This window comes from Mesobacillus sp. S13, from assembly GCF_020422885.1.
In the GTDB taxonomy this organism is placed as follows: domain Bacteria; phylum Bacillota; class Bacilli; order Bacillales; family Cytobacillaceae; genus Mesobacillus; species Mesobacillus selenatarsenatis_A.
Window position 1 is genome coordinate 4,694,233 of sequence record NZ_CP084622.1, and the last position, 22,951, is coordinate 4,717,183.

Sequence of the window (22,951 nt, forward strand, 5' to 3'; positions counted from 1 at the left end):
CATGAATAAATTCCTTTGGCTGCTCTTGCTCCTTTCCGCCATTTCCTTTCCGGATAAGGGGGCGGCAGCAGAAAACTTGCAGGCCGTCATTGATTCAGCCAAAGACGGAGCAATCATTCAGCTTGAAAGCACTACTTACAATGGAAATATTGTGATTGATAAGCCACTCTCACTTATTGGAAAGAACGGGACTGTCATTGAAGGAGAAGGCAATGGAAATGTCATTTCTGTTCGTGTTCCTGGTGTCACTATATCAGATCTAAAAGTCATAAAAAGCGGAATGGACCGGAACAGCTCAGAAGAATACGCAGCGATCAAAGTTTATACAGATGGGAACCTCATCCGGAATATCAGGATTGAACAATCCTTCCACGGAGTTTATTTAAGCAAAGCACATGAAAATACCATTGAAAATGTCAGTGTAACCGGCCTTGGCAAAGGAGAAATAGCGGCCCAGGGCAATGGCCTGCATGTTTATTATTCCAATGGAAATCTATTAAAAAACAATCACATCGAAGGCACAAGAGATGGAATGTTTTTCGATTATGCAAATGACAATAAAGCCCTAAACAATAAAATTACGAAAACACGTTACGGTCTGCATTATATGTACTCAGACCGCAACGAATTTCAAAACAACATATTCACCTTTAATACAGGAGGGGCAGCCATCATGCACTCCAACCAGCTCAAGCTGGAAAATAACCAGTTCATTTTTAACTACGGACATCGCTCTTTCGGACTGCTCGTATTAGCAGCGAACGAAAATAACATTGAGAACAACACTTTCTACATGAATCAAAGAGGGTTATATATAGATCAATCTACCGATAATCTGATTCGGTCGAACCATCTCTCACAAAACCAAATTGGGATCGAGCTATGGGCCAGTTCAAACGAACAGGTCTTCACTGAAAATACGATTGAAGAAAACACCATACCAGCTATCACTTTGGGCGGAACTGGAAGGAATGAATGGAGCTTTGAAGGAACCGGCAATGATTGGGGCAGGTCCTTCCCTTTGCTTGATCTCGACCAGGATGGCCTGGGTGACAGTCCGGCAGTTTACAAATCCTCACTTTATGAACTGATTGAGGATCAAGAACTAGTCTATCTTTTCCTAAAAAGCCCGGCCATTAAAGTCTACGAAAAACTGAACCGGCTGCTGGATCATGATAAAACGATGTTTGAGGACCAGTATCCCCTGGTTAACGGGCAAAAACCAATACCATATCTGCCTGTCATTATCGTATTTGCCGTCATCGTAACGGCCATCTGCGCAAAAAGGAGAAAACGGCTATGCATTTCATTTGGAAAGAATGGAAGGAAAATATAAGAGGCAAAGGGCTATGGCTAGCAATCGGTACAATCATACTAGTCTCTGTTTTACTGCTTGTAAGATCAACTTCTCTTTCCTATGATCAGGGTTTGTATATCTTGCTTATCAACCTATTTGATACTCTGATCTATTTTATCCCGATCCTGTACTTATTCATGGGCGCTTTCTCTATCTTCCAGGAAAAAGAGCAAAAAACACTTGTCATGCTTTTGACCAAACAGGAGAGCTATTGGACATTTCTTGCCAAAAAGAGTATTGGGATGCACTTAGTATTCCTTACACCAGTAATCATCTGGTTTTTCTTATTCCTTATTCCTTTAAAAATTTTCTTTATAGCTGATATCGGAACCTATCTTGTCTTTGTTCTTTCTATCACTGTCCTCATGCTGATTTTCACGCAAATCGGTGCCCTGATAGGGAGTATCAGCAGGTCAAGAATGCAGATTGCCGGTATTGCCGTCATCATTTGGTTCTATTTCTTTTTCTTACATGACTTTGCCCTGTTATCCATCATCCAGGGTGTGACCCATGAGAATGTAAAGCTATTCTCGATTGCCTACTTTTTGAATCCTATACAGGCAGTAAGGATGTATCTTGAAACAGGTGTAGGGATTTACTCATTCGGTCACATGTCGCGTCTCTTGAAGTCCTTCATGTGGCTGCAGCCGGGTGCATTCCTTGGAGCCAGCCTTATATTCTGGATGGCAACCACATTTATCAGTTCCGTTCTATTGCATCGTAAGGAGGGTTTTGAATGATCAGCGTTTCTGGTTTGACACAATCGTACGGCAATAACCAAATCTTGAACAATATCAGCCTTTCTATCGAGGAAAATGAAGTATGTGCCCTCGTTGGCAGAAACGGAGCTGGCAAATCTACATTTATCAATAGTTTACTTGGCCTGATTCCCATCAGGAAAGGCGAAATACTGGTAAATGGCAAGCCTCGTAAAAGAAATAAACGCTGGAAAAATGAGATCGCCTACTTGCCGGAAAAATTCATGTTATACCCCTCTTTGACAGGTTATGAAAATATCGTTTTCTTTGCCCAGGCTGGAAAAGGAAAAGCGGATTCAAAAAAAATAGAGCAAATCTTGTTGTCTGTGGGTCTTTGGGAAGATCGCGACAGACCCATTAAGGGCTATTCTAAAGGCATGCTCCAGAGACTTGGACTCGCCATCACTCTTTATCAGGATTCCGACATTTTGATTCTTGATGAACCTACAAGCGGAATCGACCCAATGGGACGAAAGGAAATTTTAAAGGTACTCAACTCTTTGTCTAGGAAAACCATCCTGCTCTCTTCCCATCATTTAGAGGAAATCAAACAAATCTGCACACATGTAGCTTTTTTAGATAAAGGAGAAATGACGAAATATACAGTCGATGATTTTTTAAGAATTCAGGAATTAGGAGGCATGGAAAAATGAAAAAGCTATTTGTATCTTTGTTCTTAATATTGGTGACCTTTATAGCAGGGTGCAGCCAGGAGCCGGATTGGAAGCTGGAAATCACGAAAGAACCAGTTTTTGCAAACGGGAAAGAGTCAAACTTTGAAATCAAGGTAACGGAAGACGGAACAGCTGCAAAAGGTCTTCATATTGTCGCTGAGTTGGCGATGGGCAGCATGGATCATGGAACGATTGATGTTGAACTGGAAGAACTTTCTGATGGTGTCTATTCAGGTAATGCCGAATTTTCAATGAAAGGAGAATGGGAAGCAGCCTTCACGCTTGAAAAGGACGGAGCCAAGCAAGAAGAAGTCGTTAATATGAATGTGAAAAAGGCGGAGGGTGTCGCTTCCCTCAATGGTGAATGGATAACAGATGAAGACCTGGAATTTTACCAGTTCATCAATAAACTTCATATTGAAATCAATCGCGAAACTGACCGGGAAAAATATACCGGAGAAAAACTGGATGAAGCATTGGCTTATTGGGATAATCAGGAGAAGCTGAACCAGGATAAAAATCAGCTATTGACGCAAATCATCAGGCTGAGGGCGATGGCGATGCTTGGCCTGGAAAAAGGACATGAGGCAACAGATGAGGAAGTAAACAGCGCCATTGAAAAAGTCCGTGCTCAATACAGCAGCTCAGATGCTGCAAAGACACTGATTACACAGTTTGGCGAAGAAAAGTTTTGGAGCATCCAGCAGCAGCAATATGCGCGGATTGTCCTGACACAAAAGGTTCAGAACGACTTAATCGAAAAAGTAAAAAAGGAAAATCCTAAAGCAGGAGAACAAGAAATCCTTTTCACAGCTGAAAAGGAATATGAAGAGCTATTGGTCAGCCAGGTGAACTCCTTAAAGATCGAGATTTTGTAAGCCCTCAAATTCGAGGGCTTTTTTGTCGTTATTCGTTAAATTTTGTGAGTGATTACTCACTATACAAAACAAGATATTGCTGTTATGATTTTAGTGAGTGATTACTCACTTTTAAAAAGGATGGTGAAAAGCAAATGATTGTATCAATCAAAAATGTCAATAAACGCTATGGCAAGCATACGGTTTTAGAAAATATCAATCTAGAGATTGAGCGCGGCGAAATTTTTGGACTGCTTGGCCCTTCCGGCGCGGGAAAAACAACGCTGGTCCGCCAGCTCGTCGGCCTGGAAACGCCAAGTGAAGGAGAGAATTTTCTTTTCGGCGAAAAAATGCCTTCACTGAAATTGATTGAAAGAATTGGCTACATGGCTCAGTCGGATGCGCTTTATACGGAATTATCCGCGAAAGAAAACCTTGAATTCTTTGCTTCTTTGTTCGGCCTGAAGGGCGCGCACCGGAAAAAACGCATTTTAGAAGTGTTACAGCTTGTCGACTTATCTGATCATTTGAACAAACTGGTAACCAATTATTCTGGCGGCATGAAACGTCGTTTATCGCTCGCATCCGCATTGCTGCATGAACCAGAGCTATTGATTCTTGATGAACCGACTGTGGGTATCGACCCTGTACTTCGCCAGAGTATTTGGTCAGGCTTCTATGATTTGAAGGCAGAGGGAAAGACGCTGATCGTCACGACGCATGTCATGGACGAAGCGGAAAAATGCGACAGATTGGGATTGATACGAGATGGGCGTTTGATCGCTGTCGGCACTCCTGCCCAATTGAAGGAACAGACTGGTTCTGCCAGCGTCGAGGAAGCATTTTTAGCATACGGAGGTGTCCAGCATGAGAACTAGAGCTTTAGTGATCAGGATCATCAGACAATTCCTGAGAGATAGAAGAACCCTTGCAATGATGCTTGTCGCCCCACTCCTGATCCTGACGATGCTCCATCTTGTTTTTAACGGAGAAAACTATAGTCCCAAGGTCGGTTTTGTGGATGCTCCTGCTGTTGTTATGGAGAAGCTCGATCTAGAGGATGCCACAGTTAAAGAATATGACTCTGCAAAAATGGCAAAAGAGGATGCTTTGGTCAGAGAAATCGATGGGTATATCACCTTTAATGGTCCTATGATCGATAAAATCGTTCTAGAAGGAAGCGACCCATCAGTTAATGGTGCGGTTATGAAGTGGTTCCAGCAGGCAACGAAGCCATTGACGCCATCACAGGGAGATCTGGCTGTCGAATATCTCCACGGCTCAGAAGATATGGGACAGTTTGATTATTTCGGACCGGTCCTATTAGGTTTCTTCGCATTCTTCTTTGTCTTCATTATATCCGGAATCTCTTTTTTACGGGAAAGAACTAGCGGTACCCTCGAAAAATTACTTTCAAGCCCGTTAAGGAAATGGGAAATCGTCGTTGGCTATGTACTCGGATTCGGGCTTTTCACGATGCTGCAGGCAACGCTGATTGCCTGGTATGCCATCTATGTTCTCGGAATGCTGATGGAAGGATCCTTTATCTATGTGTTAATGATCACTTTAATGCTGTCAATGACGGCGCTGACGCTTGGTACACTGCTGTCCGCGTTTGCGAATAACGAATTCCAGATGATCCAGTTCATTCCGATCATCATCGTACCTCAGTTCTTCTTTTCCGGACTGATCAATCTTGATACGATTTCCGATTGGCTGAGCTGGCTTGGTCCGATTACACCGCTCTATTATGCTGCCGAGGCATTGCGTGATATTATGGTAAGAGGATACGGATGGGATGCCATCTACGGGAATATGTTGATGCTTGCCGGATTTTCAGCGCTGTTCATCTTCCTTAATATCCTGGCATTGCGGAAACACCGCGCAGTTTAACCGCGGCGAAAGGAGCAGCACATGAGTGACCATGACTTGAAAATTGATGAACTGATCGACGGAGAAGACCTGACCGAGAAGCAAAGGAAGATTATCATATCTGCGATTGAATCCTTTGCCGACAAAGGGTTTTCCGCCACTTCAACCAGCGAAATCGCCAAAAAAGCCGGCGTCGCAGAAGGTACGATCTTCAGACACTATAAAACAAAAAAGGATTTGCTGCTGGCAATTGTCGCCCCTGTGATGGCAAAGTTTGTGGCACCTTTTTTCATAAAAGATTTACAGAAAGTACTGGATCAAGAGTATGAACATGTTGAAGATTTCCTGAGGGCGATGCTTTTAAATCGCCGGGATTTTCTTATTAAAAACCTTGCTACCGTTAAAATCCTGCTGCAGGAAATCCCATTCCACCCCGAATTAAAGGAATTATTCAAGGAGCATATCGCCCTAAAAGTATATGCCCAGTTTGAAAAGCTGGTGGAACACTATCAGGCAAAAGGACAGATCATAGAGATTCCAGCGTACAGTGTATTCAGGCTGGCTTTCTCCTCCATCTTTGGCTATTTAATTGCGAGGTATATGATCCTGCCAGAAGCCGAGTGGGATGACGAAGCAGAAACAGAGCGGACCATACAATTCATCATGCATGGATTGGCGGGCCCAAACAGCAGTAAAAATTAAACCGAGCGATGGGTGCTCGGTTTTTGTTTTGGGAATTGGAAAAAATCATGAAGAATTTCCAGTTCGCCAATATATTTGGATTTTCGCCAATAAACCTGTGAAAATCGCCAATAAAATCAAATTTTCGCCAATAAACCTGTGAAAATCGCCAATAAAATCAAATTTCCGCCAATAAATTGGTGAACTTCGCCAATAAAATCGGATTTTCGCCAATAACGTTATATTGTACGAGAAAAGGAGCATCATTTCAGGTACTCCTTCTCGATCTTTATTGTAAATTTTCTAGTTTTACCCGATAAAGCTTGTCATCACCTTCAGCCGGGGTGCCGCGTCCGTCGGTGTTGTTGCTGATAAAATACAAATCGTCACCTTCAACGATGACCTCGCGGATGCGGCCTACTCCTGTGACTACTTCTCTTGTCGTTTTTGCCGCAGGATCAAACTCTCGGAGCGCGTTGCCTCTCAATGTAGCGACATACAACTTTCCGCGATGTGCTGCCATCCCTGATGGTGCCCATGTATCGGTTCCGGAGTGGAAAATCGGCGTCTCCATTCCCTGCTTCTTTTCATCACCTGTGATCTCTGGCCAGCCATAGTTGTTTCCTGCCTCAATCAGATTGATTTCATCATGTGCGGATGGACCATGTTCACTGGCGTAGAATGTGCCATCCTGCGACCAGGCCAGTCCCTGAGGATTGCGGTGTCCATAGCTGTATACGTAGGAACCTTCAAATGGGTTATCATCTGGAACCGATCCATCCAGATTCAGCCGGAGGATCTTTCCACCTAGCGAACCTAAATCCTGAGCGATTTCAGGTGTGGTCGCCGCATCGCCTGCTGTAGCGTAAAGCATTCCATCGGGACCAATTTTCAGCCTGCCGCCGTGATGGAAGCGTCCGCTCGGGATGTTATCGAGGAGCAGCTTGCCTTCTACCCACTTATCATTTTTCAATGTCAGTTCGACGATCCGATTGAACTGACCGGTGCCATTCTCATATGTGTAATAGGCAAATGCCTTGTTAGACCGCTCGAAGTCAGGAGCGAGCACAAAGCCAAGAAATCCAGCTTCGGCTGCCTGGGACAATTCCTTTTTAAAAGAAACCTTCTGTCGCTCTGTGCTGCCGCCTTCCACTTTTACAATCGACCCTGGGCGTTCGCTCAAGTAAAACGTCTCACCAATTTTATTGATGGACCATGGGACTTCCAAATTTTTAGCGATAACCTCAAGCTGGTCTGCCTGGGCAACCGCTTCTTTTCCTTCCGGTTTCTGATCAGCATCACCTGCAGGCTTCGTTTCACTGCCGCCGCCTGAACAGCCCGTGATTACCATCAACATTGCCAGCAACACATACAAGAAGCTTTTCATGACACCAGTCCTTTCTTTCAATTCAATTTCAGGACGCTTTTTCAGTCAGTCTTCCACCTACGCTGCTTTCTTTCACTCAGTCTTCCAACGCCTTCATGATTGCCTTTCCTACGCCACTTTCTTCATTTGTCACTGTCACTTCACCGCATAGAGCTATGATTTCGGGTGCTGCATTGCCCATCGCGACCGGTCTGCCAACTCTTTCAAGCATCGACACATCATTGAAGTTATCTCCAAGCGCCATCGTTTCTTCCATTGTAATTCCTTTTGATGATACGAATTTTTCCAGGGCAATCCCTTTTTGAGCGTCAAGGCTGGTAATCTCGATATTCTCACTGCCAGATGAACTGATCGCAAGCCCGGTGATTTCCTTCAGGCCATTCCTGGCAACACCTAGTTTGTCATCATCCAACGAAAAAGCGAGTAGCTTGTATATTTCATATTGGTCGTCCTTAAATAACTGATCATACTGTTCAATCTTCGTGATCAGTCCTTTATGCAGCCTCTCTTCCGCAGCTTCTGCGATTTTTTCTATCGGCACTTCAGGATTTGCGGTTGAAAAAATATCAACGATGATGGAGATCGCCTTATCCTCATCCTCGGTAAAAGTTCCTTTGTTTGTGTAAACCTCGAAATAAACGCCGCTCTCTACAAGCCTTAGTGCTGCCTGCCGGGCTAATGCCTTGTCCAATGGATTCGAGGCAACGATTTCCCCGTCCCCGGAACGAACCTCGGCTCCATTTACACAAATCATCGGCAGCTTAAGGCCGGATTCCTCCAGAACGAATCTCGCTTCCTGGAAAGACCGCCCTGTGGCAACCACGACTTCGACTCCTTTTTCCTTCGCTTTTAAAATCGCTTCGCGGTTCTCGGCAGTAATCTGCTGGGTAGCAGTCAATAATGTCCCATCCATATCTGTCGCTATGCACTTAATCACATCTTCACCTTCAGTCATTATTTTTCAGTATTAACAATCATGATAGACCTTCAAACTCTCGACAGCAACTAATACGTGTATATACTAATTTCCTCCTCATTCACCTTCCAGTTTCTTCTAGATACTAATAATCTATAAATTTAAATATCTTAAAAACTTTCATATTGTCATTGCAAAACTCATATGCTATTATGAATCCGGAGCTGCAATCGTTTGCATATAAAGGTGCATGTAATTCAGAAATGAACAGAACCCATTTATATCAAGGTTTTATACATTTCCACCTCCTATATGTAAGCGTTTTAAAGGTGTTGTATAAAGGCAATCCCAGCTAGAGTTTAATGCAAAAATATGCAAACGCTTTCTGAACGCATGAGGTTGCATGCAAAAAAATATAACTATTTGGGGGTATCTCAACAATGAAAGCAAAAAAGCTATTTCCAGCCGTTCTTTCTCTTGGACTTCTGATTGGCGGAGGTCTTGCAGGATGTTCATCAGGCGATGACAAGACATCTGGCGAAGGTGGAAAAGATGGAGACAAAGTAACCGTCGACATTTTCCAATTCAAGGTTGAGTTCAAAGATCAATTCGAAGACATCGCAAAAGCTTATGAAGAAGCTAATAAAGATGTGGATATCAACATCACAACTGTAGGCGGCGGCGAAGATTACGGTGCTGCACTTAAATCCAAGTTCGCTTCAGGCAATGAACCTACCATCTACAATGTAGGCGGACCGCAGGACGTTGCAGACTGGGAAGATAAACTAGCAGACCTTTCTGATACAGCTGCTGCAAAAGCGGCCCTTAGCGGAACTCTTGAAGGCGTAACAAAAGATGACAAAGTACTTGGACTTCCTTACAACCAGGAAGGATATGGCTTCATTTATAACAAGGACATTTTTGAAAAAGCGGGTATTGATCCAAAGAGCATCACTAGCTACAGCGCATTAGAAGAAGCGGTTAAGACTCTTGACAGCAAGAAGAAAGATCTTGGCCTGACTTCTGTATTTGCTCTTCCTGCAAAAGAAACTTGGGTAACAGGACTTCACCTTTCAAACGTGTTCCTTGCACCTGAATTTGACCAGAACGTAATCAACGCATTCGAATCAAAGGAAGTTACTTTTGAACACGGTGATGCATTCAAGAAGATTCTTGACCTGCAAAACAAATACTCTGATCAGCCTACTGTAAGCCTTGACTATGCTAAGCAGGTTGAAGAGTTGTTCTCTACTGGCAAAGCGGCAATCATCCAGCAAGGTAACTGGGTATCAGGTTCAATCGCTGGTATCGACGAAGAGCTTGCTAACAACGGCGTAGGAATTCTTCCAATTCCGGTTGAAGGCTACAAAGAAGATTCAATCCCGGTTGGCGTGCCTATGTACTGGGCTGTAAACAGCAACAAGGACGAAAAAGAAGTAGCAGCAGCAAAGGAATTCTTAGACTGGCTATACACTTCTGAAGAAGGTAAAACAGCAGTAATCGAAGACTTCAAATTCATCCCTGCTTATGAAGGATATGACGCTGGCAAAATCTCTGATCCACTTGCAAAAGAAATCTATGAATACTCTTCAGCTGGCAAAACTTTGGCTTGGACTTTCATGGGTTACCCAACTGGTTGGGGACAAGAAAAGCTTGGCATCAACATCCAGAAATATGTGAGCGGCGAAATGACTTGGGACGAATTAGTAGAAGAGTCTTCCAAAGCATGGGCAGAAGCTCGTAAGTAATAAGCTTTGACTAGAGAAGGAAACAGAACGGCTGCGGCTGTTTTGTTTCCTATCTTTTTTCTGTGAAACAACCGCTGCTTTATGTGGAATTATGAAAAAGCCCTGCTGGCGGTTTTTTCATAATTCTTCTGCAGCGACTGAGGGGCATGTATAAAGGCTCCTTTAACACTAGAATTTCTGACTCATTAAAATAGGAGGATTTACAGATGCGCAACCGAAATCTCTGGTACTGGCTTTTCCTGGCTCCAGCTCTACTTGCACTTGCTCTCGTGGTCATTTTGCCACTGGCATTTGGCGTGTACTACTCATTTACTGACTGGAACGGGATCAGGACACCTTCATTTGTAGGCCTTGAACATTATAAAGCGCTTTTTGCTGAGAAAGAATTCAGAGATGCATTATGGTTCACAACGAAGTTCACTGTTGTTTCTGTGTTCCTGATCAATTTCTTTGGCCTTTCGCTTGCATTGCTTGTCACGCAAAAATTCAAGACGAATAATATCCTAAGAACGATTTTCTTTATGCCAAACCTGATTGGCGGCTTGATTTTAGGCTTCATCTGGCAGTTCATTTTCACGAAGGTATTCGCGAGCGTCGGTGAACTGATTGGCGTTGAAGCTTTAGAGGGATGGCTGTCCACTGAGACGACAGGCTTCTGGGCGATGGCGATCTTGATGAGTTGGCAGATGGCTGGTTACATCATGGTCATCTATATTTCATTCCTTGAAGGTGTGCCGCAGGAATTGCTTGAAGCAGCCGAAATTGACGGAGCGAACAGCTTCCAGCGATTTTATCACGTCACCTTCCCGCTGGTCATGCCTGCGTTCACAGTCAGCTTGTTCCTGACCCTATCCAACTCATTCAAGCTTTATGACCAGAACCTGAGCTTAACCGGCGGCGGACCATACAATTCCACACAGATGGTTGCAATGGAAATATTCAAAACAGCATTTGTGGAAAATGCGATGGCATTCGCACAGGCTAAAGCGGTCATTTTCTTCTTGATTGTAGCGGCTATTTCTCTAACACAGGTTTATATCAATAAAAAACGGGAGGTCGAGATGTAATGAAAAAGAAGAAGCAGAGCAGAATCATTCTTGAGATTCTCGGCATCATCCTTGCCCTGATCTGGCTTTCCCCGTTTTACTTGATGATCGTCAACTCGTTCAAGACGAAACGTGAAATGTTTGAGGATACATTAAAACTCCCGGATGTTTTTTCATTTGAGAATTACACGGTAGCTTTTGAGCGTTTAGATTTTATTAAAACCTTTTTCAACTCTGTATTGATCACGGTGCTGGCTGTGGCCGTCATCATCATTTTTTCATCAATGGCTGCATATGCCCTTTCCAGACGCGGAGGCAAAATAAGCGGGATCATTTTTATGCTGTTTGTAGCGGCAATGCTCATTCCTTTCCAGTCTGTTATGATTCCACTTGTGTCCATTTTTGGTAAACTTGAAATGCTTAACCGGGGCGGACTGATTTTCATGTACCTTGGTTTTGGAGCAAGCTTGTCGATTTTCCTTTACCACGGAACATTGAGCGGTATTCCAAAGTCGCTTGATGAAGCGGCAACAATCGATGGCGCAAACCGGTTCCAGATTTTCTGGCATATTATCTTCCCAATGCTAAAACCGGTTTCTGTTACAGTGGCCATCCTGAACATCATCTGGATCTGGAACGATTACTTGCTTCCTTCCCTTGTCATCAATAAGCCGGGAATGGAAACAATTCCGCTTAAGATGTTCTTCTTCTTTGGGGAATATACTAAACAATGGCATCTCGCATTGGCAGGACTGACGATCGCAATCATTCCAGTCATCATAATTTACTTCTTCCTTCAAAAGCAAATTATCAAGGGAGTTTCAGAAGGCTCGGTAAAATAATCGATACTATAGGAGAGACGACCAATGGCAGTCACAATCAAAGATGTAGCGAAGGCAGCCGGTGTGTCACCATCTACCGTTTCCAGGGTGATTGCCGATCACCCTCATATCAATGAAGTAACTAAGAAGCGTGTCCGGAAGGTGATGGAGAAACTGGGCTATCACCCGAACTTCCAGGCACGAAGCCTGGTTGTAAGGAGTACGGAGACAATCGGTATCGTTATGCCGAATTCGGCTACCCAGGCGCTGCAGAACCCGTTTTTTCCCGAAGTCATCAGGGGAATCAGCATGAAAGCCCATGAACATCAATTCGGAGTTTATTTAACAACAGGCATTACCGACGAGGAAATCTTCCAGCAGGTCGTTTCAATGGTACAGGGTGGCAGGGTTGATGGAATCATCCTCCTGTATTCGAAAACAGATGACAAAATCATGAACTACTTGCTGGAGCGTAAGTTTCCGTTTACCGTGATAGGCCGCCCAAGTAAGAATGCTGAGCGGATTACCTTTGTCGATAATGACAATATTTATATCACCAAACAGGTAACTGATTATCTGATCAAGCTCGGTCATCAAAGAATAGCTTTTATCGGTGTAAACCTCGAGCACGTTTTTACAATTGACCGCCTAGAGGGGTATAAACAAGCCCTCCATGAAGCGAACATCCAATATGACGAAAAGTATGTAATCCATGAGCAGTGCTTAAAATCTGGAGGAAAACAAGGTATCCTGAAGTTCCTATCCTCTCATGAGCCTCCTACTGCGCTCGTAGTGGCAGATGATTTTACCGCCATTGAGCTGATGAGTTATTCGGAGGAATTGAATATCAAGGTGCCAGAAGAAATCTCGATTGTCAGCTTCAATGATGTACCACTTACGGAACATATGAAGCCGCAGCTGACTTCTGTTAACATCGACATCTTCCAGTTAGGTTTTGAAGCAGCTAACTGTTTAATAGAAATCATCAAAAATCCGGACGCCTTGCCAAAAAGGGTCACCATCCCGGCGAGGATGATTGAACGGAAATCATGCAGTCCCATTCATAAGTAAGTGCTGCGCAAAATGTCTAAAATAAGATAACGAAATACATCAGGATCATACAAAGAAATGAGGGTTCATATGAAACACAAATGGTGGAAAGAGGCTGTTGCCTATCAGGTATATCCAAGAAGCTTCATGGATTCCAATGGCGATGGCATCGGCGATTTACAAGGAATGATTTCAAAACTAGATTACTTAAAGGATTTAGGGATCGATGTGATCTGGATTTGCCCGATGTACAAATCCCCTAATGACGATAATGGCTATGATATCAGTGATTACCAGGATATCATGGATGAATTTGGGACGATGGCAGATTTTGACCAGTTGCTTGCTGAAACGCATAAACGCGGCATGAAGCTGATCATCGACCTTGTTATCAACCATACGAGTGATGAGCACCAATGGTTCATCGAATCCCGTGAATCCAAGGATAGCCCGAAACGCGACTGGTATATCTGGCGCGACGGCAAGGACGGCGCTGAGCCGAACAACTGGGAGAGTATTTTCGGAGGTTCTGCCTGGGAGTATGATGAAAAGACGGATCAGTACTTCCTGCATATTTTCTCCCGTAAACAGCCGGACTTGAACTGGGAAAACAAAGACGTCCGTACTGCTTTATACGATATGATCAACTGGTGGCTTGATAAGGGAATTGATGGTTTCCGCGTCGACGCGATCAGCCACATTAAAAAAGAAGAGGGCTTAAAAGATATGCCTAACCCTGAAGGTGTGCAGTATGTTTCTTCTTTTGATAAGCATATGAATGTCGATGGGATCCAGACATTCCTCGAGGAATTAAAGAACGAGACATTCTCCAAATATGATATCATGACTGTCGGTGAGGCCAATGGCGTCAGCATCGAGGAAGCTGACCTTTGGGTTGGCGAGGAACAAGGCAAGTTCAACATGGTTTTCCAATTTGAGCACCTTGACCTTTGGGACTCTGAAAAGAAAGCACTCGACCTGGCAAAACTGAAGAACACTTTTACCCGCTGGCAAAAAGGACTTGAAGGACACGGCTGGAATGCTTTATTCATTGAAAACCATGATAAAGCCCGTATCGTTTCGACATGGGGTGATGACAAGGAATACTGGCGCGAAAGTGCAACCGCTCTCGCATCCATGTACTTCCTTATGCAGGGTACTCCCTTCATCTATCAGGGACAGGAAATCGGGATGACCAATGTCCAGTTCCCTTCGATCGAGGATTACGATGATGTTGCCATTAAGAACCTATATAAAATCCGCCGTGAAAATGGTGTGCCACATGAAGAGATCATGGATTTCATCTGGGCGACAAGCCGTGATAATTCCCGTACGCCGATGCAATGGTCAGCTGCTGACAACGCCGGTTTCTCAACAGGCAAGCCTTGGATTGGAACAAACCCAAACTACAAAGAGGTCAATGTTGAAGATCAGCTTCAAGACCCTGGCTCCATCCTTCACTTTTACAAAAAGATGATCGAGATGAAAAAGGCCAATGAAATTTTCACTTATGGCACATATGATCTGGTTCTTGAAGATCATTCACAAATTTATGCTTACACAAGAACAATGGGCGATAAGCAAGCACTGGTCATCTCTAACCTTACGAGCGAGCCGGCAGCATTTGAATTCAACGGATTCTCGCTCGAATCAAGCCAATTGTTGCTGAACAACTATAAGGTGGAAGATCAGGCAGCGCCATTCACACTGAAACCATTTGAAACGAGAGTATATACGAAGTAAATGTTAAGGGAGTGCCTGGTGATGGCACTCCCTTTTTCTATCGCATATGCAATATCACAAAGCCCGTGATACTTTTCACGGGGATAAATTAGCCTTTAGACTAATTGCACTGTCATTCTGATTAATTGCACGGTTTTTCTCCTTAACTGCACGCTTACTCCGCTTAATTGCACGGTCCTCGCCCTTAATTGCACGCTTACTCCGCTTAATTGCACGGTCCTTGCCCTTAATTGCACGCTTACTCCGCTTAATTGCACGGTGACCTACCATAATTGCACTTTCACCCTAATTATGGAAAAACAACTTCCTTTGTCAGCCATCAACAAGATCAGCATAATGGAAGCCTAGTTGATAACAAAGGTTTGGTAAACAACCTCTTCCCCATCCTGGATTTCCGTCTGTTCTACAAAGTCAGTTCTCTCTTGTTGGTAGACTTTTTTCCAAAAATGTACGGCTTTCTGGTTTTTTCCTAACTGGGATACGTAATAGCTTCCCTTATTATGAGTAAAAATTTCGGATACAGCAGCTTTGCCGACTCCTTTTCCTCGATATGGATTGAGGATGAAGAAATCATTGATGACTACATCTACTTTTGTCGTAAAAGGTGCTTCGAGGATCAAGACAAAGCCTGCCAGCTTTTCATCAGCAATAATAAAGTAAGGAGTGACCCCTTCTTTTTCCCCTATTAACGAAAATGAATCAAATTCAAAACTGCCAGACTCACTAATCTGCAATCCATCTGTATAAGCGGATAGATCATGCAGGTAAAGTGAATATAAGTTACGCAGCACTTCCTTTTTATCTAGATTGATTTTTTCCAAAATTACTTTCATACTGATTCTCCCTGATTAAATGAGGTAATAGTCCTATTATGAATTCAAGCAAAATAGGAGGAATCCTGCCAGAAAAAATTGAATTTTACATAAAGGGGGCGGATGGGAGTTTAGCTTGCTTGCTTTAGGATAATATAATTCAGGAAGGAATTGGACCGAGAAAAGGGTTGGCAAAACAGGGGTTATGCATTAAAATAATTTTTGGCTTATAAATATGTATTCTAAGGGTGAAATCATTTTGGAAAAACCATTGCGTAAAACACGATCTACCGGGGACTTTTTAGCATTCATCATTCCCTCGTTAATAGGAATATTTTTCTTTATGTTACCAATCTCCTACAATGGAGAAATCACGATACCAATCGCTGTCCTTTCCGGATGGCTGCAGGACTTGCTTGGCGGCACGCTTCCTGCAATAATGACGGTGATCATCGTTTTGACTTTAATCGGGACCTTATTGATAAAAACGGTCAGACCTGAAATCCTGAATCGCAATCATTTCTTGAAATCATTGTTTGATGTACCGACAATCTGGCTTATTGCCAGGATTTTAGGAGCTCTTTTTGCAGTTATGACCTTATTTCAATTAGGACCAGAAGCAATCTGGTCAGCTAATACAGGCGGACTGCTGCTCAATGACCTTTTGCCAATCCTATTCTCTGTTTTTCTGTTTGCGGGATTATTCCTGCCATTATTGCTGAACTTCGGCCTGCTTGAATTATTCGGAACCTTGATGGCCAAGATCATGCGCCCTATTTTCACATTGCCTGGCCGTTCTTCCATCGATACTCTCACATCATGGCTCGGCGATGGCACAATTGGAGTTCTACTGACAAGCAAGCAATATGAAGAAGGTTATTACACGAAAAGAGAAGCGGCTGTTATCGGGACGACATTCTCTGTTGTCTCCATCACTTTCAGCCTTGTCGTCATTTCCCAGGTTGACCTGGCTCACATGTTCGTTCCTTACTATCTGACTGTGACACTGGCTGGTGTGGTTGCAGCCGTCATCCTTCCGCGAATCCCGCCTCTTTCCAGGAAGCAGGATACGTACTATGTGGAGCAGAACAACGACTATGATGAGGAAAATATACCAGATGGCTATACTCCTTTCTCCTGGGGCATGGCACAGGCTGTCGAAAAAGCAAGCAGCAATAAGAGCTTCAAAGACTTCTTCCTTGCCGGAATCCGCAATATCCTTGATATGTGGATGGGTGTTGCACCAATCGTCATGGCGCTTGGTACACTGGCGCTGATTATCGCAGAATACACACCCGTATTCCAATGGCTTGGTATGCCGTTCATTCCACTGCTCGAGCTGATGCAGGTACCTGAGGCGAAGGCGGCATCTGAAACACTGATTGTCGGCTTTGCGGATATGTTCCTTCCTTCTGTTATTGGTGCAGACATCGCAAGCCCGATGACAAGGTTCATCGTTGCGTCTGTATCCGTGACACAGCTGATCTATATGTCTGAGGTTGGCGGACTGCTGCTAGGATCCAAGATTCCTGTCAGCTTCGGGGAATTATTCATCATTTTCCTTCAGCGTACGCTAGTTACATTGCCAATCATCGTATTGGTTGCACATATTCTTTTTTAAGATAATCGTAAAATGGAGCCCCTGTCGTAAGGGGCTCCATTTGTTTTGTCTAACATTGGAATGAACGGATCTGTCTCAGGTCCATGCCGTAGTACACCCATCCGCGGCGGCGGCTCCATCTCCAGCCGGCAACGGAATTTCTGCCAAGGAAGACTGGATAGAACCAGAAGCTTCTGCCATCGATCAGCCAGATATACGTAAATCGGAACATACATCTCCTGATTCCGCCTGGGTCGACTGCAAACGCTGTTGCTTGTTCTTGTGGCACAAAGGCAGGAGGAGGCGATGTTGGCGGTCCTCCAGCTTGGCCTCCTCCTGGTGCACCTCCGGGACTTCCTGGGAATCCACCCGGTCCTCCTGGGAATCCACCCGGTCCTCCTGGGAATCCACCCGGTCCTCCTGGGAATCCACCGCCTGGAATGCCACCACCCTGGCCAGGAAATCCCCCTGGTCCCCCAGGGAAGCCTCCAAACGTCCTCAAATCTTCCTGCTGGTAAAAGTCATTTTCATAAAAGCCATGATCATCATCAAATTGCTGATTTTGTGCATATGGGTTGAAGTTATTAAAGTACAAACTCATATCCCCTCTCTAGATGTTTTCCCTGTAATGTATGCAAAACGCCCAATTCGGTGCTAGTTGGCACTTAGACTTCCGATTTCTTTTTGAAGCTGGCTCGTTATTTCGTCTACCTTCGCAAAATCCATGGCTTCGATGTAGATAGCCTCCAATTGGTCTCGCAGTTCTTTTGCATGTGCAAGTGAAGCAATTGCTTCGTTCATCTTCGCCTTATACCTTCCGCCAACATCCTTGATCTCTGCTTCGTATTTTTCATCCGTACCAGGAGTGATCAACTCTGTATACATATCAATGATTTCATCCGTCTCTCTCTCTGGAAAATATTCATGTGGCGCGGTGCTGTCGAAAATCGCGAAGTCGAGCTCGCGGACGATGACCATGTCCAGGCTGTGCGGGTCAAAACCGCAATGATAGACTTCAACGTCATAGCCGCGCGACTTTGCTTCAGCTGCCAATTTTTTCAGCATGGTCGACTTTCCAGAACCTGGCCGGCCTTTGATGAAGTACCTCTTGCCGACTGTTTCAGTCAGATTGGGAACGAAATCGACTGCGCCAACCGGTGTGGCGGCACCAAGGAATCGGTCATACACCCGTCCGCTTCCTTCTGAAGAAGATGTGTCTCCAAAGAACTGCTGTATTAATCTGTTTGTCAGCTCGTTCGCCTTATTGAAGTCCATATTCTCAATGTAGATTTTTTCCCACTCATCATGAATTCTCAACGCTTCAGCAAAAAGACTGTAAGCAGAATTAAATGCCTCACTGATTTTTTCACTAAGCTGCAGGATGGTTTCCTTATGCTCCTGAAGCTTGCCTGAATTCCAAGCTTCGCCCAGATTGACGTACTCTTCTACCGCTCCAGGTGCTTTCGGTTCGATGACATGAGGTGCCGTTCCGTCAACGATCCCGGCATTCAATTCAGGAATCAGCACACCATCAATTGATTTATTATCTGATGAACAATGCAGGAATTGTACATCATAGCCTTTTTCACGCCATTCATTGCCGATCTTTTTCATGAGCGATGATTTCCCTGTTCCTGGTCCGCCCTTCAATATGAATAACCGGGATAAGCCCTGCAAACTGGACTCATATAAACTGTAAAAGCCTCGGGCTGTGTTGCCGCCTGCAAAGAAGTTCAGGATTTTTCCTGACATAGATTCGCACTCCCTCCATCCGTTCGTATAAACGGAAAGTTTTCGCTTCCTCCTTACTATATGCAGGCAATTTGTTCTGGGTGATTGCCTATAAGAGGGTTTCAAACCGTCTTTTTTGGGGTCTATTTCCCGGGCAAGTAATATTTTGAACTAAAATCTTTCATTACGGGATTTTTTAAATAGAAAAAACCACAGCACTAAAAGCTGTGGTTTGGCTATTTCGTCAACTGACCATATTTCCCTGTTGAAGTATTTAAAAGCTGGTCCGGTGTCAATTCTACTTGGAAGCCGATCTTCCCTGCACTGACGATGATGGTATCGAGCACCTGGGCGCTCTCATCCAAAAAAGTCGGATAGTTCTTTTTCATGCCGATAGGTGAACAGCCGCCGCGGATATACCCGGTGAATTTCTGGATATCCTTGACCGGAAGCATTTCCACTTTCTTTTCGCCTGCTTCCTTCGCTGCCTTTTTCAGATCGAGCTCGGCTTCGACCGGAATCACAAAGACATATAAATTCTTGCTTGCCCCTACTGCCACCAGTGTCTTGTAGACCTGTGAAGCATCCCGGCCAATTTTCCCTGCAACGGCAACGCCATCAATCTTGCCATCCTTTGAGGCATAAGTAAGGATTTCATACGGCACCTTCTGCGTGTCGAGAATCCGCATTGCATTTGTTTTAACCTTAGCCATCCTGGTTCCTCCTTAGTTGAAGGTATTTAGGATAATTTTACCTTAGGGAAGGTGGTCGATTCAATTACGTTCTCTGCAGGCTAAGCCCTGAAATTTCGAGTTCTCCAGATTCCGACTCACATTAACAGCCTTCCTGCCAATTGAAATATAAGTTAAACCTGCTGACTCTGCTTCAGACAAGTCATAGCAATTCCTTCCGTCAAAAATAACCGGATCACGCATGAGCAGCGGAAAACGCTCTAAATCATATTGGGTAATTTGAGGCCACTCCGTCATGATGAAGACGATGTCTGCTCCTTTGATGGCAGTATCGATGTTTTCAGCGTAGTAGAGCCGGCTTCCAAAAAGATTGCCGGTATTGCGGGTAGCAGCCGGATCATAGACGGAAATGTCTGCCCGTTCTTCAAGCAGCCTGGAAATCAACTCAATGGCCGGCGCCTCGCGGATGTCATCCGTATGCGGCTTGAACGCCAGCCCCAGCACAGCCACCCTTTTCCCCTGAAGATTCCCGAACATCTTACAGGCTTTCTCAAACAACTGATGCTTCTGTCTGCTGTTCACCTCGATGACGGAGCGCAGGATCTTAAAGTCATAATCATATTCTTCCGTCAGTTTTTCCAGTGCCTTCGTATCCTTTGGAAAGCAGGAGCCGCCATAGCCAATTCCCGCTTTTAAAAACTGGCCTCCGATTCGGGCGTCCATGCCCATTCCCTTTGCGACATCTTCAATGTTGGCATCTGTGTGCTCACACAAATTGGCCACCTCATTGATGAAGCTGATTTTCGTCGCCAGGAAGGCATTTGACGCATACTTGATGAGCTCCGCGCTGCGGATATCTGTCTGAAGGATCGGCCGTCCAAATGGTTTATATAAATCAGCCACCGCACGGCCCACCCTATGATCATCTGAGCCGACAATGATCCGGTCCGCATGGAAGGTATCAAGAATTCCCGAACCCTCGCGCAGAAACTCAGGATTCGAAACGACCTTCACCTGGATATCGTCAGGAAGTATTCCCCGCAGCTTCTGATACATCCTCTGATTTGTCCCTACTGGCACAGTGCTTTTAATGATAATGACTGCATCTCTAACCAGGTTCATGCCAATCTGCTCAACGGCACCCTCTAGATACTCCAAGTTCGCCGACCCATCCTCATTTTCAGGCGTGCCGACTGCGATAAAGATAAAATCCGCATTCTTACAGGCCGATTTTGAATCGTATGTAAAATGAAGCCGACCCTCCTCTAGATTCCTTTGAAGCATATTCTCAAGACCTGGTTCATAAATTGGGCATCTCCCCTGCGAAAGGGCAGTGATCTTACGTTCATCTATATCAAAACACGTGACATTATAGCCTACTTCAGCAAAACAAACACCGGTGACGAGGCCAACATAGCCTGTTCCGACAACTGTGATTTCCATATTGGCCCTCCATTTCTGATGCTCTTATTTTATCATGTTGTGACTGCTTCCTTCTTCCATTCGCTCTATTTGGCAAAAACTTGTCTATCCAGATTATTAGTGGGTAAAAGGAAAAATAGCATGATTTCCACTCAACTAGGAAAAATTAGTTATTATGAAGATTTTTAAGGAGGATTGTTGATGAACGATTATACTTCAAAGCTGCCACGCTTTCCAGAGCCATACTGGCGAAAAACCGCGGAACTGCCGACATTCAATAAGCTGCAGGAGGATTTGAAGGTCGATGTCGCTGTGATTGGCGGCGGGATTACTGGATTGACCTCTGCCTATTTGCTGGCCAAGGCTGGTGCGAAAGTAGCGGTAATCGAAGCCGGCAGCATTTTGAATGGTACAACCGGGCATACAACCGCAAAAGTGACCGCTCAACATGGCGTCATTTATGATGAGCTGATTAACCATCATAGTGAGGAAAAGGCACGCCTTTACTATCAGGCCAATTATGACGCAATGCAATTTGTCAAAAACCTCGTAAAAGAAGAGCAGATCGACTGTGATTTATCGGAAGAGGATGCTTATATTTATACGAATTCCGAAAAAGAGATGGAAAAGCTTCTGAAGGAATTCAAGGCTTATGAAAAACTTGGTGTGAATGGCAGCGAGTATGTTTCCGAGATTCCCCTGCCTGTGGAAGCAAAAGCGGGAATTGTGATGCGTAACCAGGCACAGTTCCACCCGCTGAAATTTTTAAAGCATCTTGTTGAACGTTTTACAGAAATGGGTGGCCAAATTTTCGAAAATACGACTGCAGTGGATATGGAGGAAGGATCCGAGCCTGTCGTTACAACCCGCGATGGTCACAAGGTGCACTGCAATCAAATGATTGTCAGCACGCATTATCCTTTTTATGATTTAAAAGGGTTCTATTTTTCAAGAATGACTCCGGAGAGATCGTATGTGCTTGCGGTAAAAACCGAGAAGGAATTCCCTGGCGGAATGTTCATCAATGCTGAGCAGCCAACCCGCTCGCTTCGTTATGCTGACTGGAATGGTGAAAAAATCGTCCTATTTGGCGGTGACAGCCATAAAGTTGGGCATAAAACGAATACGCATCAATACTATGAAGCTCTCGAGGCATTTGCCCACCAGACATTCGGTGTAAAGGAAATCCCGTTTAGATGGTCTGCCCAGGATCCTGTTCCTTTTGATAAAATTCCATTTGTCGGCCAATACTCAACGGCTACAGACAATATTTATGTCGCGACTGGATATAGAAAATGGGGAATGTCAAACGGAATCAATGCCGCCATCATGTTGAGCGACCAGATCTTGAAGAAGGATAATCCTTATAAAGAAGTATTTGATCCCCAGAGATTCAAAGCGGATCCTGAACTGCGTAAGATCATATCAACGAGTACGCACATTGCTAAAACTCTGGTTAAAGGAAAGCTGGAACACCCATCTACCCGAGCGACATCACTTGATACCGATGAGGGCGCAGCAGTGACTATCAATGGCAAACGCGCTGGCGCGTACCGCGATGAAAACGGTCAGTTGCACGTGGTCGATACAACCTGTACCCATATGGGATGCGAGCTCGAGTGGAACAACGGCGAACGCACATGGGACTGCCCATGTCACGGATCCCGTTTCTCCTACAAAGGTGATGTCCTTGAAGGTCCTGCTGAATTGCCATTGAAAAAAGTTGATCTTGAGTAAAGCAAAGCCGCCATTCATGTCTGAGTGGCGGCTTTCAATATGTCTAA

The 22,951-nt window shown here is 44.5% G+C and carries 21 protein-coding genes; 14 read left to right on the forward strand and 7 right to left on the reverse strand.

All coding sequences use genetic code 11. The features are described from left to right. Position 1 precedes the first annotated feature (1 nt). From nosD to LGO15_RS23625, 7 genes are all read left to right on the forward strand, one after another. Complete coding sequence (gene nosD / locus LGO15_RS23595; protein WP_226086239.1) at positions 2–1,336, forward strand: nitrous oxide reductase family maturation protein NosD; 1,335 nt, start codon at positions 2–4, stop codon at positions 1,334–1,336. Then, positions 1,300–2,097, forward strand: coding sequence for an ABC transporter permease (locus LGO15_RS23600; RefSeq protein ID WP_226086240.1), 798 nt, complete (start codon positions 1,300–1,302; stop codon positions 2,095–2,097). The genes nosD and LGO15_RS23600 overlap by 37 nt, the downstream gene beginning before the upstream one ends. Beyond that, complete coding sequence (locus tag LGO15_RS23605) at positions 2,094–2,768, forward strand: ABC transporter ATP-binding protein (RefSeq protein WP_226086241.1); 675 nt, start codon at positions 2,094–2,096, stop codon at positions 2,766–2,768. The genes LGO15_RS23600 and LGO15_RS23605 overlap by 4 nt, the downstream gene beginning before the upstream one ends. Beyond that, on the forward strand, positions 2,765–3,667 hold the full coding sequence (locus LGO15_RS23610; RefSeq protein ID WP_226086242.1) for a FixH family protein: 903 nt from the start codon (positions 2,765–2,767) through the stop codon (positions 3,665–3,667). Before LGO15_RS23605 ends, LGO15_RS23610 begins: the two co-directional genes overlap by 4 nt. Positions 3,668–3,801: 134 nt before the next feature. Next, the gene (locus LGO15_RS23615) at positions 3,802–4,524 is read left to right on the forward strand and encodes an ABC transporter ATP-binding protein (RefSeq protein ID WP_167831037.1); all 723 of its coding nucleotides are present in this window, start codon (positions 3,802–3,804) and stop codon (positions 4,522–4,524) included. Further along, positions 4,514–5,539, forward strand: coding sequence for an ABC transporter permease (locus LGO15_RS23620; RefSeq protein WP_226086243.1), 1,026 nt, complete (start codon positions 4,514–4,516; stop codon positions 5,537–5,539). The genes LGO15_RS23615 and LGO15_RS23620 overlap by 11 nt, the downstream gene beginning before the upstream one ends. A gap of 21 nt (positions 5,540–5,560) precedes the next feature. Next, positions 5,561–6,220 carry a TetR/AcrR family transcriptional regulator gene (locus LGO15_RS23625; RefSeq protein WP_226086244.1) on the forward strand — a complete coding sequence of 220 codons (660 nt, stop codon included), beginning with the start codon at positions 5,561–5,563 and terminating at the stop codon, positions 6,218–6,220. 268 nt (positions 6,221–6,488) lie between these two features. Here LGO15_RS23625 and LGO15_RS23630 read toward each other — a convergent pair whose 3' ends face one another. Further along, the gene (locus LGO15_RS23630) at positions 6,489–7,586 is read right to left on the reverse strand and encodes a PQQ-dependent sugar dehydrogenase (RefSeq protein WP_226086245.1); all 1,098 of its coding nucleotides are present in this window, start codon (positions 7,584–7,586) and stop codon (positions 6,489–6,491) included. Positions 7,587–7,662: 76 nt separating this feature from the next. Next, positions 7,663–8,523, reverse strand: coding sequence for a Cof-type HAD-IIB family hydrolase (locus LGO15_RS23635; protein ID WP_226086246.1), 861 nt, complete (start codon positions 8,521–8,523; stop codon positions 7,663–7,665). 419 nt (positions 8,524–8,942) lie between these two features. Here LGO15_RS23635 and LGO15_RS23640 point away from each other — a divergent pair, with 419 nt between their 5' ends. The 5 genes from LGO15_RS23640 to LGO15_RS23660 all read left to right on the forward strand — a co-directional run bounded on the left by LGO15_RS23640 (position 8,943) and on the right by LGO15_RS23660 (position 14,910). Continuing rightward, on the forward strand, positions 8,943–10,250 hold the full coding sequence (locus tag LGO15_RS23640; protein ID WP_226086247.1) for an ABC transporter substrate-binding protein: 1,308 nt from the start codon (positions 8,943–8,945) through the stop codon (positions 10,248–10,250). A 206-nt stretch (positions 10,251–10,456) separates the two neighbouring features. Next, positions 10,457–11,317, forward strand: a complete 861-nt coding sequence (locus tag LGO15_RS23645) for a carbohydrate ABC transporter permease (RefSeq protein ID WP_226086248.1) — start codon at positions 10,457–10,459, stop codon at positions 11,315–11,317. Continuing rightward, positions 11,317–12,138 carry a carbohydrate ABC transporter permease gene (locus LGO15_RS23650; RefSeq protein ID WP_167831031.1) on the forward strand — a complete coding sequence of 274 codons (822 nt, stop codon included), beginning with the start codon at positions 11,317–11,319 and terminating at the stop codon, positions 12,136–12,138. Before LGO15_RS23645 ends, LGO15_RS23650 begins: the two co-directional genes overlap by 1 nt. Before the next feature lie 24 nt (positions 12,139–12,162). Then, positions 12,163–13,188, forward strand: a complete 1,026-nt coding sequence (locus LGO15_RS23655; RefSeq protein ID WP_226086249.1) for a LacI family DNA-binding transcriptional regulator — start codon at positions 12,163–12,165, stop codon at positions 13,186–13,188. A 69-nt stretch (positions 13,189–13,257) separates the two neighbouring features. Beyond that, entirely contained in the window at positions 13,258–14,910 is a 1,653-nt protein-coding gene (locus LGO15_RS23660; protein ID WP_226086250.1) for a glycoside hydrolase family 13 protein, read from the forward strand. A gap of 344 nt (positions 14,911–15,254) precedes the next feature. Here the strand turns inward: LGO15_RS23660 and LGO15_RS23665 are convergent, their stop codons facing one another. Beyond that, entirely contained in the window at positions 15,255–15,743 is a 489-nt protein-coding gene (locus LGO15_RS23665) for a GNAT family N-acetyltransferase (RefSeq protein WP_226086251.1), read from the reverse strand. Between the two features lie 238 nt (positions 15,744–15,981). On the opposite strand from LGO15_RS23665, the gene LGO15_RS23670 reads away from it, so the two are divergent. Then, positions 15,982–17,343 carry a YjiH family protein gene (locus LGO15_RS23670; RefSeq protein WP_226086252.1) on the forward strand — a complete coding sequence of 454 codons (1,362 nt, stop codon included), beginning with the start codon at positions 15,982–15,984 and terminating at the stop codon, positions 17,341–17,343. Between the two features lie 49 nt (positions 17,344–17,392). Here LGO15_RS23670 and LGO15_RS23675 read toward each other — a convergent pair whose 3' ends face one another. The 4 genes from LGO15_RS23675 to LGO15_RS23690 all read right to left on the reverse strand — a co-directional run bounded on the left by LGO15_RS23675 (position 17,393) and on the right by LGO15_RS23690 (position 21,188). Further along, positions 17,393–17,917 carry a hypothetical protein gene (locus LGO15_RS23675; RefSeq protein WP_413231363.1) on the reverse strand — a complete coding sequence of 175 codons (525 nt, stop codon included), beginning with the start codon at positions 17,915–17,917 and terminating at the stop codon, positions 17,393–17,395. 59 nt (positions 17,918–17,976) lie between these two features. Next, a complete protein-coding gene (locus LGO15_RS23680) occupies positions 17,977–19,074 on the reverse strand; it encodes a PRK06851 family protein (protein ID WP_226086253.1) in 1,098 nt (365 codons plus the stop codon). A 215-nt stretch (positions 19,075–19,289) separates the two neighbouring features. Next, positions 19,290–19,766, reverse strand: a complete 477-nt coding sequence (gene ybaK / locus LGO15_RS23685; RefSeq protein ID WP_226086254.1) for a Cys-tRNA(Pro) deacylase — start codon at positions 19,764–19,766, stop codon at positions 19,290–19,292. Between the two features lie 60 nt (positions 19,767–19,826). Continuing rightward, complete coding sequence (locus tag LGO15_RS23690; protein WP_226086255.1) at positions 19,827–21,188, reverse strand: UDP-glucose dehydrogenase family protein; 1,362 nt, start codon at positions 21,186–21,188, stop codon at positions 19,827–19,829. Between the two features lie 180 nt (positions 21,189–21,368). Between LGO15_RS23690 and LGO15_RS23695 the strand changes: the two genes are divergently transcribed. Next, a complete protein-coding gene (locus LGO15_RS23695) occupies positions 21,369–22,904 on the forward strand; it encodes an FAD-dependent oxidoreductase (RefSeq protein WP_226086256.1) in 1,536 nt (511 codons plus the stop codon). Positions 22,905–22,951: the final 47 nt, after the last annotated feature.